Below are 12,837 nucleotides of genomic sequence, written 5' to 3'. Positions count from 1 at the left end.
ATTATATTATCGGTTCCAGAATCGTCCTTGGGCAATGCCTTCTATAAATGACTCAATTGAAGTGTTTGTTAAGTTGTAAATTCCTGCTCCATCCAGTTTAATCTTACTATGGTCCAAAGCATGAGGATCGCTAAGGACATAGGCTATCGGTTTAAAGTGTTTAAAAGTAGTTTCTGCAAATTCTAAAACAGGGAGGTGAATGACAGACTCACTACTAAACACTAATACTGCATCAAAAAGTGCAGAGTCTGCTGTTGTATAAGTATCCGTTACTTTAATGGAATCATTAAATTGATGAATTTTATTATCTATGATGCTATAGTTCATTCGGTGTTGTACAAAAGCTTGAATCCATTCGGACAGAAGGGAGACGCTTGGGTCACCATTCAATAGAATTGCAACATTTTTGGAGTCAGCTTTAAAAATAGTGTTAGACATACTTAGTGCAGGTGATTTTGCATCTGAATTTACTTCGTGATTTTCCTTAGGTAAAGGAGTTCCAATAATGTTAGCGACTTCTTGTGCTAATTGACGATCGACGTGGTTTAGGAGAGCAATTACATTTGCCTTCACCATGTCTGATTTACACTTCCCAACTTCAAAGCAAAAAGCTTCTTTTATGTGCTGCTTTTCAATAGGGCTCATACTATTGTAGAAAAGTTTAGCCTGAGAATAAAAGTTAAGAAAGCTTTTACTGCGCCCTCTAATTTTATGCCCATCAATCTTTTCTTGATAATGTTCATATCCTCCTTGTTCGGCTTGGACGGTTGCTGGTTGATTGTTATTTAAACCATTAGGATGATAGCTTGTTTGACCGCGATGAATCTGCATTTGATGCATACCATCACGTTGATTATTATGAAAAGGACATACGGGCTGGTTAATAGGAATTTGGTGAAAATTAGGGCCTCCTAAACGAGATAATTGTGTATCTGTATAGGAGAACAATCTTCCTTGCAGGAGAGGATCATTTGAAAAATCAATACCTGGTACGACATGACCAGGGTGGAAAGCTACCTGCTCTGTTTCGGCAAAGAAGTTATCAACATTTTTGTTCAATGTCATTTTACCAACTAGTTTTACAGGAACCTCTTCTTCCGGCCATAATTTCGTTGGATCTAAAATATCAAAATCAAATGCATGCTCATCTTCTTCTGGAATTAGCTGTAATCCAAGCTCCCATTCTGGATAATCCCCTTTTTCAATTGCTTCATATAAATCTTGACGATGGAAATCAGGGTTTTTCCCAGCAATTCTTTGAGCTTCATCCCATACTAATGAATGAACCCCGAGGGTAGGTTTCCAGTGAAATTTTACGAAGTGGGCTTTTCCTTCTTTATTAATAAGTCGAAATGTATGAACCCCAAAACCTTCCATCATTCGTAAACTACGCGGAATAGCCCGGTCGCTCATCTGCCACATAACCATATGAGTAGACTCGGGATTGTGCGCAACAAAATCCCAAAATGTATCATGAGCGCTAGCTCCCTGAGGAATATCATTATGTGGTTCTGGTTTAACTGCATGGACAAAATCAGGAAATTTAATAGCATCTTGGATAAAGAATACTGGCATATTATTACCTACTAAATCATAGTTACCTTCATCTGTATAAAATTTTGTGGCAAATCCGCGCACATCTCTTACTGTGTCATTGGATCCTTTAGAGCCTTGAACGGTCGAGAACCGTACAAATACAGGTGTCTTTTTTGAAGGGTTAGTAAGAAAATCTGCTTTCGTATATGCCTCTAAAGATTCATAAAGCTGAAAATGACCATGTGCTCCAACTCCGCGGGCATGAACAATTCTTTCAGGAATTCGTTCATGATCAAAGTGGGTCATTTTCTCTCGAAAGTGGAAATCCTCCATTAAGGTTGGGCCTCTTAAGCCCATCTTTAAAGAGAATTCATCCTCGGCTATTTTTACTCCTTGGTTTGTTGTTAAAGCATGTTTGCGTTGATTATCCGTAACGTGGTGTTCCAATTGCTCCATTTTTTTATTCACAATATAGGCCCCTCCTTTACGCTGTTAATTAATAGATACCCTTTTTATTAGGACGTAAACATGTATTATGATTTTTGTATGTAAAAATCATAATTAAACCCTAAAACATTAAGGGGAAGAAAGGGAGTTTGTATAGCACTCTATGCTTAAGAAAAACAGGAGTAACATACCTAAAGTTTTTAATTAAGTATGAACGATAGGTTTAACATTAAAAAATAAAAAGGCCAAGGAGAAAATTTATTTTCTCCTTGGCTTTTAAGATAATTCTTTTCGTTAAAATGCGGAAATTCTTTGCTTCGTTTTTGGTACAATAATAAATTTGATCCAGAGTAACCCGACAATCATAATGATAAGGATATGTAAAAATTGACCTGTAGCAATGAGTATAACACTCGAAAATACAATGAGTTGAATACTTAGCAATATAAAGATTAAGTGAAGAAATTGCTTCATCCTTTCTTCAGTATGGATTGGATATAATGCTACAATAATATTTCCCGAAAAATATTTCCATAGTGAACGGAGCTGCATAGAGATCATATATAGAACGATGTAAGTGATAGAGCCTTTTACGTATATATTTGGTATGAAATATAAGGCGAAAGCACCGATCAATCCTAAGCGAATATATATACCGAAATAATCATTTCCACGTAAAAATGCTAATGTATGTAAATAGAAGAAAATTGCTCGTTTTTTATGTAATAAAGGTTCAATCCAATTTGTAAGCCATTTTCTTTTATTTACTTGTTTATTCAGTTGCGGAACATCTGTGAAAATGCTAGCAAATTGATAAAAACGAACGTTCATTTTTTCTTCTTGCTCGATTATGTAATCCCACGGTATTCGTTTTGTAGGCTGTTTTTTCGTATATAGAAGTAGGAAAGCAAGTAGTAAGAGTAGTCCGCCCAATATGAGAACATTTGCGGAATAAAACAGCATGTAAATGATTAGGGCGTTACAAGTAATACGAATGATTAGCCATATATTTTTTTCGTGACTATCACGCCACATCCAATGTATGTACATGTTCCAGGCTTTCGTAATCATTAACACGATAAAGATTGTACATAAAAAAGGTACATTTAATTGCAATGATTGCATAGCAAGTGGAACGAGAATAAGGAACGTAAATAACAATGGGAAAAGCTGAATGATGTAATTGTATAGAAGAGATTTTTTGAAATAAGATGTTAATTTCTCTTCTAGTGCTAGTAAATAGACAGCATCAGGTTTCTGAATAAATGTACGGATAGGGCATCTCGTTATAATGAATGTAAGTACAATCGTTATAATTATTAAAGATATTCCTTTAGAAGGAGATGCTTTTAGAAACTGAGCATAATAATATGCACCAACGCATGAAATAAAGATAAAGCTATATAGTAAACCGTTAATCATACGTGCAAAGTATGTAATGATATTTTGAATATGTTGTTGGAAGCGACTGCTCCATAGCGATTCGATTGACATGTTTTTCACCTCTTTGTTCTATTATATATGTTTTACAAAAGAAAAAACGAGCAAATTGCGTTATGCAACTTGCCCGTTTTTCTTTTCGTTATTTTTTTTCTGATCACGATTCATTAATGGATAGAAAGCAAATCCGATTACGAATAAACCAATTCCGAGAAGGAACGTTTTTATATCGGATGCGCCGGTTTTAATAACCCATAGTGCGTAGCAAAGTGCGATAACTGCGACTATGCCATCTGTAATTCTTGCCCGCATTTCATTTTTATATGTTTCACCAGTTGCGACTAGTTTTAACTGGAAGATTGGTGAAACGAGATATGGAATGAGGTAGGCCAGTGTCGATACGGTAATAACGAATGTATAAGCTTCCGCAATTGTTCCTGATAATGTTGAGAATAAGAACACTTGCGACATAATGTTTGTTAATCGTAATGAATAAATTGGACTTCCTTTTTTGTTTGTTTTTGCGAAGAAGGAAGGGAAGAAACCTTCTTTTGCTGCTTGATATGGTACTTCTGAGCTTAATAAAATCCAGCCTAAAATCGAACCGAACAGGGAAGTAAGAGCAAGTAATGCCATCAGTTTCCCGCCACCGTGACCCATTGCAGCATTTAATGCATCTGCTAACGGACGTTCTGAAGCTTGTAATGTATCAACGTGAAGTACACCCATTGTTAAAATTGTAATTCCTAAGTAAATCGCAACTGTAATAAGTAATCCCGCAACTGTTGCGCGTTTTACCGTTTTTGGAGAAACAGCACGGTTTGATAAAAGAACGGCTGATTCAATTCCGATAAATGCCCAAAGCGTTGTAAGAGCAGCTAAATTTACTTGTGAAAGAAGGCCGTGTGATACACCTGATTTATCGATCATCGGTGTGTACCATTGTCCAAATTTAGAAGCTTCGAATGCAAATAAAGTAACGACGATGAATAAAAGGAATCCAGTTACTTTCGTTGTTGTTGCTAAGAAGTTTAGTTTTCCAGCTCCGCTTACACCGTTTGTTAATATAATATGAGTTCCCCAAAGTAAGATGGAACAAATCGTAAATGTAATTAGTTTTCCGACTTCTACGTTAAACGAGCCGATTGAAAATAGTAGTCGCGTATCTTTCATAATTGGGAAGAAGAGTGATAAATATCCCGCAAATGATGTAATGATGGCAACGTTACTTGCCCAGTTTGCAACCCAATATCCCCATACCATACTGAAGCCAGCCATTTTTTTCTTTTTTGGTGTTGAGAATAAAGCATATGCATGACTTTGTGGCCCTGTCGTTAAATCAGGACGACGAATTGCTAAATTACCGAAAACAAGAGCTAGCATTAAAACACCAAACCCTGTAGTTAACCAAGCTAAAGTGACACCGAGTGGGCTTGCTGTTTGTGCCAACGTACTTGGCACCATGAAAATACCAGCGCCAACCATGTTACCGACAACGAAAGCTGTTAGTACCCAAAAGCCCCATTTTTTTTGTTGCATAGAAAATACCTCCAAAGTTAGTATAACCAAGTCAAGCGAGGAGATATGTATGTCTTCCTGAGTTAGGAAGAGAAGTCCCAAACAAAACAAAAAAAGCATGTAATTTGCCGCTACATGCTTTCTATCTTATAAGAAACCCACGACATACCTCTCGATAGCTCTCCACAAACGAAACGTTTGTGACAGTTCTGCACTTATTAAATGCAGACCCAGCAAGCGTGCATGGTGGACACGACTTACTTCGGCAACCATTCCTTTCTCATTCCTTCATCAATGCCACTACATCTCCTGAAATGATACTCTTAATGATTGCAACCTCTACCTCACCGAGATACGAATGAGGATTTAAATATTAAATTAACGTCTTTAAGAGTAACAAATGTATTTTTATACGTCAATGGATATAGTAATAATCAGATTATAGAGAAGAGTATGTGATTAAAAGAGAACTAGGAGAAGATGTAACGATTATTAGTTCTGCAGAAGAAACAGCGATAGAGTTAAGTACCATTTTACAGCACAAAGGAATTTTGTCTGACAATCTGAATCCGAAGCATCGTTTTTTTACAACGGGATCTGTTTTATCATTTGAACATATTGCTGAGCGATGGCTAGGGTATCAAATTTCTGTAGAATGTATACATTTGCCTATGAAAAATGCGTGTATGCATAATTAAGATTTAGTAAATTACGTTTTTAAATAAATTAGGTTCGTTTCATAAGAAGGAAAGAATAAGCTTTTAATTGAAATGATTAAGGTCATTTTAATTAAAGGAGAGGTTTGATTATGGAATTATCAAGATCTCAATTATTTGCTTTGGAGTATATTTCAAAATATGCAGAGAACGAAAAACGTGAGGCTAAAGCAACGATTAATCATATACTTAAAATGTCAAATATTACAGATGAAATATTTGAAGAGGCTGTCGCTAATTTAAAATCTCACGCAAGGATTGCTTTACACTTTCATCCAGACAGACTAGATTCGAGTAAGAAAAGTGTTGCTGAAGCACTATTTGAGCAAGGAGTATATAAAAGTCAGTTTGAAACATTGCTATCTAATGGAAGCGTATCTGCTTATCCTGGTGGTGAACGTGACCTTTGGGAAAAGAGAATATTTGGAGGGGCATATCAATTAGAAGGCGTAACGAATGATCAACGTCCAAAATACGGAGCGCTAAATTTAATGTTACATCCAGATGGGCCAGCTCCGCGTTTTGGTTCCTGTTATTTTCTCTTATCTCCAAAAGTTTCTTCGCGTTCTACATATACATATTTAGATTCGCATCAAGATCCGAAAGAAAAGGGGACTTATGAGGAGTTTGATATGATTTTAGCTGCTCTTTTGGAAGAGACATTCGTAAGAGATTTTGCAATTGGTGAAGGAAATTTGACTCCAACAATATTAATTAATCATTTACTGGCTAATCTGAAAGGGCCGTTTATAGATGTAGTAAGCAAAGAGCCAGCCCGTAATCTTAATCATTATATTGAAGCGCAGATTCATGGAGAGATTTCTCTAAAAGAAGACGTGGAAGCGCTTGTTGCAGATCCTTCATTTAAGGGTACGGATGTAGGAAGAGTTTTAGAAGAAATTTGCCTGAAGTATGCTATTGATTTGTATTGGCACATCGGTTTTGTACTTGCGGTAGACGAAGTTCCGATGGATTTTAGAGGTTCAAAAATGCCATCTTTAGCAAGACGCATTGCACGGAATCATTGTATCGATGCAAATATAATTGGCTCTGCTGTAGTGGATTTGAAGTGCAATCCATTATCTTGGAGTGATCGTGGAACTTATGAAGAAGTGCTTCAGGAATTAAAATTATTATGGCATGTTTTAGTTCGATTTGGAAAACCAAATCGGAAGTAGAATGAAATACTTCGTTTTTGGAAGTATTTATATAGAAAAGAAGCTGATCTATTTATAGATCAGCTTCTTTTTATAAGATTAAACTAAGTTTAATACAGTTACTTTTTCACGTGTCATAGACTCAAGGCTCTTACGAATACCTTGTGCGCCCATACCTGAACCTTTTACACCGATGAATGGGAAGTGGTCAGGGCCGCGCTCTGTGCGTCCGTTAATTTGAACAGAACCAGTTTCGATTTTGTTAGCAATTGCAAATGCTTTGTTAATGTCTTTAGTGAAGACACTTGCTTGCAGACCGAACTCTGATTTGTTAGCAATTTCAATTGCTTGTTCATCTGAAGAAACACGGATGATTGGAAGGATTGGGCCGAATGGCTCTTCCCAAGCAACTTTCATCTCTTCTGTTACGTGATCGATTAATGTTGGGTAAATTAAGTTACGCTCACGTTTGTTACCGATAACGATTGTAGCACCTTTTTCTACAGCGTCGTCAACTAAACTTTGAACGAAGTCAGCAGACTTGTCGTCGATTAATGGAACGATTGTGCTATCTTGTTCTGGAGATCCAACTGATAGTTCAGCTACTTGCGCTTTTAATAAGCTAACAAGCTCGTCCGCTACGTTTTCGTGTACAAGTACACGTTTAATAGCTGTACAACGTTGACCAGAGTAAGAGAATGCACCGCTTACGATATGGTTTGCAGCATCTTGTAAGTCAGCATCTTCACGAACGATACCAGGATCTTTACCACCAAGTTCTAATACAAGTGGAATCATTGAAGCTTTTTTCGCTAAATGTTTACCTGTGTTTGTACCACCTGTGAACGATACCATATTGATGCCTTCTTGTTCTACTAAGTAGTCACCAATTACAGAACCGCGTCCTGTAGCTACGTTTACAAGACCTTTTGGAAGGCCAGCTTTATGAAGTGCTTCAACCATTTTAATACCACTAATTGCACCTTGAGTTGCTGGTTTGAAAATAACAGCGTTACCCATAATTAATGCTGGTGCAAGTTTTGCAGCAGATAAGTTTACTGGGTAGTTAAATGGTGCGATTGCTAATACAACACCAAGTGGTGCGCGTTGGATAATCGCAAGCTTAGATTTTGTACCGCCCGGGAAGCTATCGCCCATCATGCTTTCTCCGTGCATATGTAAAGCTTCTTCGATCGTGTAACGAATGAAGTCAGCTGTACGAACAACTTCTTTCTTCGCATCTTTATATCCTTTACCGACTTCTTTCATAATGATATCGGCAATTTCATCCTGCATATTTACGAGCTCATCAGCCCATTTATATAAGTATTTTGCGCGATCTTGTAGGGAAGCTTCAGCCCATGATTTTTGAGCTTCTTTTGCAGATGCAATTGCTTCATCTACTTCTCCGCGAGTAATTGCTTGTACTTGTCCAATTACTTCGTGTAAGTATGGAGATGGAATTTCGATTGTTTCTCCTGAAGAGCTTTCTCTCCATTCTCCGTTTAAATAAAATTTGTACGTATTGCTAGTTGTCATGATTAGTCCTCCTAAAATAGCAACTTGTAAGAGTGAGTATAAGGTGATTGTAGGGGGTTTGATAACATTTTTCAAATGAAATGTTTGTGAAAACGATTTCTTATTCTTTTTTTATTTTGTATGCCCTTTCTTACAGAACATTCCCTTATTTCAAAATGGTGTATCATATATTTTTATTTAAAGTGTGAAAAAATAATTGACAGAATACTCAATAAAGTTGTAAGATTATAAATGGAAAATAAATGAAAGGGGTGTGCGTAATGATTGTAATCGTAAATGTAATGGGCTTAGCTCTGTTAAATGGCAGAAAACATTCATATCATTACGCAACCCGTACGGATATATAGGGCATCTTTGTCTTATAAGAAGCGTACGTTGCGTATATCGTAACGTACGCTTTTTATGCATTCCTGTGCATATCGTCAAGCGGCGGTATGCTTTTTTTTGTTTATTTTCCCTTGTTTAGTTCCGATAAAAAACTTTGGAAGGTGGAAAAATGTGATGAGATTGTATGGGTTACGAAATGTAAATGTGATAGGTCTGGATAGTGGATAAAGAAATGAGAGGTAAACGAGAACGAGAAGGGAGAGGTTACATTGTTATCAGTATTACTAAAGCTAAAATGGTTTTTTAGGGAGCACTGGAAGAGATATAGTATTGCCATTGGAGCTCTTTTAATTGTGAATATAGTTGAAGTGATTCCCCCGAAAGTGTTAGGGGTTACGATAGATAACATAAAAACAGGAACGTTATCGAACGAAGCTATTATACAGTCTATTCTTATTTTAATAGGGGTTACGATCGTTGGATATGGCCTTACTTTCGTATGGCAACATCAATTGTTTGGCGGTGCATTCGTACTTGAGAAAACGATGCGCTCTAAATTTATGGGGCATTTACTTAAGATGACGCCGACTTTTTATCAAAAAAATCGTACTGGTGATTTAATGGCGAGAGCGACAAATGATTTGAAAGCAATCGCTATGACAGCTGGTTTTGGTATATTAACGCTTGTGGATTCTAGTTTATATATGCTTACGATTGTCTTTATGATGGGGTTTACAATTAGTTGGGAGCTTACATTTGCAGCGCTTATTCCGCTTCCAATTATGGCGTATGCGATGAATATATATGGAAAGAAATTGCATGAAAGATTTACAGTTGCACAAGATGCGTTTGGTGATATGAACGATAAAGTGCTTGAATCAATCGCTGGTGTGCGCGTTATTCGTGCATACGTACAAGAGAATGCAGACGAGGAAAGATTTCATCATTTAGGAGATGACGTCTACGAAAAAAATATGAAGGTAGCAAAGATTGATGCATTATTCCAACCAACTGTGAAAATGCTTGTCGGTCTTAGTTATTTAATCGGCTTAGTGTACGGTGCATACCTTGTGTTCCAGTCAAAGGTGACGCTTGGTGAACTCGTTTCTTTTAACGTGTATTTAGGGATGATGATTTGGCCGATGTTTGCAATTGGGGAATTAATTAATGTTATGCAAAGAGGAAATGCTTCGCTTGACCGTGTGAATGAAACGTTAGCGTATGAGCCAGATGTAAAGAATCCGAAACATCCAAAGCTTGTGCAAGAGCCGGATTATATTCAGTTTGATGATGTGTCTTTCTCATATCCTTCATCAACTGAAGAAAATTTAAAAAAGGTTTCTTTCACATTAAAGCAAGGAGAAACGCTAGGGGTTGTCGGAAAAACAGGAAGCGGGAAAACGACGCTTGTACGTCAGCTTCTTCGCCAATATCCGCTTGGAGATGGAGATATTGCAGTTTCTGATGTGACTTTAGATAAAATGACGAATGAAAATGTACTCGGCTGGATTGGTTATGTACCGCAGGAGCATATTTTGTTCTCAAAAACAGCGCGAGAAAATATTTTATTCGGAAATAGGGAAGCGACTGAAGAAGAACTAGAGAAAGCAATTGAAATTGCTGCGTTTAAAAAGGATTTAGAGTTTTTACCAGAAGGGTTAGAAACGCTCGTTGGAGAGAAAGGTGTTTCTTTATCAGGAGGGCAAAAACAAAGGATCTCGATTGCACGAGCTGTTATTCAAAATCCAGAAATTTTAATTTTGGATGATTCTTTATCAGCTGTAGATGCTCGTACGGAAGCAGCGATCATTGAAAATATAAGAACGGAAAGAAGCGGAAAGACGACGATTATTACGACGCATCGTTTATCTGCAGTGCAACATGCGGATTGGATTCTCGTTATGGATGAAGGCGCAGTTATAGAAGAAGGTACGCATGATCAGCTTATCCAAAAGGGAGGCTGGTATGCTGAGCAGTTTGAAAGACAACAAGGTGAAAGTGAAAGTGCGGATAGTGGGGTGAAAATATGAGCGTTTCAAAACGGTTGTTTCAATACGCGATGAAAGTGAAGGGGACGATTTTTGCTGCGATGTTAATGTTATTTATTTTCGTCATCGCAGAGCTTGCTGGTCCTTTCGTCGCTAAAACGATGATTGACGATCATATCGTCGGGATAGAGAAACCTTGGTATGAAACAGAACAGAGTGAAGATGCTGTTTCGTATAATGGGGCTTTTTATAAGCGAAGTGATCGCTTTGAACAAGGCGAGAAAAAAGGAAAAGAAGTACGCGTAATGCAAGTCGGTTTTCAATATTATTTTGTACCGAATAAAGTAAATGCGGAAGGGTCACGGACTGTAAAAGGGGATATGATTACCGTTCAAAATGGTAAGGCGGTGCAAGTGTATAAAGCGAAAGCATTAACGAAAGAAGAAGTGTTTGCATTTTATAAACCAGAAATAAACCGTCTATTATTACTTGGTGGTGGCTATTTCGCTTTATTAGTAGTCGTGTCATTATTTGCATACGGAAAGCAGTTCTTCTTGCAGAAGGCAGCGAACAAAATTATTCAAATTATGAGGGAAGATGTTTTTTCTCATATTCAAACGTTGCCAATTCGGTACTTTGATCATTTACCGGCGGGGAAAATTGTTTCGCGTGTGACGAATGATACAGAGGCCATTCGTGATTTATATGTAACGGTGCTGGCAACATTCGTTTCTAGTATCATCTATATTATTGGGATATTCGCTGCGTTATTTTTATTAGATGTGAAGCTCGCTTCATTATGTTTATTAATTATCCCAATTTTAATTGTTTGGGCGATTCTTTATAGAAAATATGCGTCTGTATACAATCATAAAATGCGCTCTCGCTTATCTGATATTAACGGAACAGTGAATGAATCCATTCAAGGGATGCCAATTATTCAAGCGTTCCGTCAAGAGCGTGAAACGAAAAAAGAATTTGAAGAATTAAATGGCGATTATTTTAAGTATCAAAATAAAATTTTAAATTTAAATGCAGCAACTTCGCATAACTTAGTAGCCGTATTAAGAAATATCGCTTTCACAGGAGTAATTTGGTATTTCGGCGGTGCGTCATTAAGTGCTACAGGTATTATTTCACTTGGGGTACTGTATGCGTTCGTCGATTATTTAACACGATTATTCTCGCCAATTACGAATATGGTGAACCAGCTTGCAAACTTAGAGCAAGCGCGCGTTGCATCAGAACGTGTCTTTGAATTGTTAGAGGAAAAAGGGGAACCGGTAGAAGAAGAACGTATGCCTCGTTTAAAAGGAAATGTAAAATTTGATAATGTATCATTTTCTTATAATGGAAAAGATGAAGTGTTAAAAAATATTTCTTTTGAAGCGAAACAAGGCGAGACAGTGGCACTTGTCGGTCATACTGGATCAGGAAAAAGTTCTATCATGAATGTACTCTTTCAATTTTATGAGTTTGAAAAAGGAAAGCTTACGATTGATGGTCACGATGTAAAAGAGATGCCGAAACAAGCAACCCGTGAACATATGGGAATCGTACTGCAAGACCCGTTTCTTTTTAGCGGGACGGTCGCTTCCAATGTAAGCTTAGAAAATGAAAAAATTTCAAAAGAGCGTATCATAAAAGCATTGCATGATGTTGGTGCTGAAAGATTTGCGAATAATATAAATGAAGAAATTACAGAAAAGGGAAGTACGCTTTCCACTGGAGAACGTCAGCTTATTTCATTTGCTAGGGCGCTTGCTTTTGATCCAGCTATCTTAATTTTAGATGAAGCAACGTCTAGTATTGATACAGAAACAGAGGCGATGATTCAACAAGCACTAGAAGTTGTAAAAAAAGGAAGAACGACATTTATTATCGCTCACCGCCTTTCAACGATTAAAAGCGCAGATCAAATTATTGTGCTCGATAGAGGAACCATTTTAGAAAAAGGCTCTCATGATGAACTCATGAAAAAGCGGGGGCGTTATTACGATATGTATAAAACGCAAATGGAAGGCAATCAGAGTGCTTAATATGCATGGAGGAGAACTTGTGATTTTCACAAGTTCTTTTTTATTGATGAACATGTCGACTCTTTAGCGAATTACGACAGTTAAATAAGAAGTATTGTTTTACCTTTTTCTCCATAAATGCTATATTAAA

The 12,837-nt window shown here is 37.1% G+C and carries 7 protein-coding genes, 1 pseudogene and 1 riboswitch; of the genes and pseudogenes, 4 read left to right on the top strand and 4 right to left on the bottom strand.

All coding sequences use genetic code 11. From position 1 onward, the window contains the following. Positions 1-6 precede the first annotated feature (6 nt). The 3 genes from ACTFO4_RS17215 to ACTFO4_RS17205 all read right to left on the bottom strand — a co-directional run bounded on the left by ACTFO4_RS17215 (position 7) and on the right by ACTFO4_RS17205 (position 4,962). Positions 7-2,004, bottom strand: a complete 1,998-nt coding sequence (locus tag ACTFO4_RS17215) for a catalase (RefSeq protein WP_326234552.1) — start codon at positions 2,002-2,004, stop codon at positions 7-9. A 273-nt stretch (positions 2,005-2,277) separates the two neighbouring features. Next, complete coding sequence (locus ACTFO4_RS17210) at positions 2,278-3,477, bottom strand: ABC transporter permease (protein ID WP_326234553.1); 1,200 nt, start codon at positions 3,475-3,477, stop codon at positions 2,278-2,280. A gap of 60 nt (positions 3,478-3,537) precedes the next feature. Next, positions 3,538-4,962, bottom strand: a complete 1,425-nt coding sequence (locus ACTFO4_RS17205) for an amino acid permease (RefSeq protein ID WP_135277486.1) — start codon at positions 4,960-4,962, stop codon at positions 3,538-3,540. Positions 4,963-5,109: 147 nt separating this feature from the next. Then, positions 5,110-5,291, bottom strand: a riboswitch (Lysine riboswitch). A 99-nt stretch (positions 5,292-5,390) separates the two neighbouring features. Between ACTFO4_RS17205 and ACTFO4_RS17200 the strand changes: the two are divergent. Together ACTFO4_RS17200 and ACTFO4_RS17195 are read left to right on the top strand one after the other, a co-directional pair. Then, positions 5,391-5,639 (top strand): annotated as a pseudogene (locus tag ACTFO4_RS17200) (glutamate racemase); the annotation flags it as partial. A 110-nt stretch (positions 5,640-5,749) separates the two neighbouring features. Further along, positions 5,750-6,835: a DUF3626 domain-containing protein gene (locus ACTFO4_RS17195; RefSeq protein WP_000423678.1), complete on the top strand. Its 1,086-nt coding sequence runs from the start codon at positions 5,750-5,752 to the stop codon at positions 6,833-6,835. A gap of 78 nt (positions 6,836-6,913) precedes the next feature. On the opposite strand, the gene gapN is transcribed toward ACTFO4_RS17195, so the two are convergent. Beyond that, positions 6,914-8,353 carry an NADP-dependent glyceraldehyde-3-phosphate dehydrogenase gene (gene gapN, locus ACTFO4_RS17190; protein ID WP_440013966.1) on the bottom strand — a complete coding sequence of 480 codons (1,440 nt, stop codon included), beginning with the start codon at positions 8,351-8,353 and terminating at the stop codon, positions 6,914-6,916. A gap of 596 nt (positions 8,354-8,949) precedes the next feature. Here gapN and ACTFO4_RS17185 point away from each other — a divergent pair. Together ACTFO4_RS17185 and ACTFO4_RS17180 are read left to right on the top strand one after the other, a co-directional pair. After that, positions 8,950-10,710 (top strand): ABC transporter ATP-binding protein, encoded by a 1,761-nt coding sequence (locus ACTFO4_RS17185; protein WP_000953783.1) that lies wholly within the window; start codon positions 8,950-8,952, stop codon positions 10,708-10,710. Then, complete coding sequence (locus ACTFO4_RS17180) at positions 10,707-12,707, top strand: ABC transporter ATP-binding protein (RefSeq protein ID WP_000116641.1); 2,001 nt, start codon at positions 10,707-10,709, stop codon at positions 12,705-12,707. The genes ACTFO4_RS17185 and ACTFO4_RS17180 overlap by 4 nt, the downstream gene beginning before the upstream one ends. Positions 12,708-12,837 lie beyond the last annotated feature (130 nt).

Source organism: Bacillus cereus group sp. MYBKT14-1, from assembly GCF_051915185.1.
GTDB classification, from domain to species: domain Bacteria; phylum Bacillota; class Bacilli; order Bacillales; family Bacillaceae_G; genus Bacillus_A; species Bacillus_A cereus.
Note: the sequence above shows the minus strand (reverse complement) of the source record. Positions and strands in the feature narration are given on the sequence as shown.

What these genes read in the sequence shown, in the direction of transcription:
- ACTFO4_RS17210 (WP_326234553.1), bottom strand. Translation starts at nt 3,477, where the DNA reads ATGTCAATCGAATCGCTATGGAGCAGTCGCTTCCAACAACATATTCAA.
- ACTFO4_RS17205 (WP_135277486.1), bottom strand. Translation starts at nt 4,962, where the DNA reads ATGCAACAAAAAAAATGGGGCTTTTGGGTACTAACAGCTTTCGTTGTC.
- ACTFO4_RS17195 (WP_000423678.1), top strand. Translation starts at nt 5,750, where the DNA reads ATGGAATTATCAAGATCTCAATTATTTGCTTTGGAGTATATTTCAAAA.
- gapN (WP_440013966.1), bottom strand. Translation starts at nt 8,353, where the DNA reads ATGACAACTAGCAATACGTACAAATTTTATTTAAACGGAGAATGGAGA.
- ACTFO4_RS17180 (WP_000116641.1), top strand. Translation starts at nt 10,707, where the DNA reads ATGAGCGTTTCAAAACGGTTGTTTCAATACGCGATGAAAGTGAAGGGG.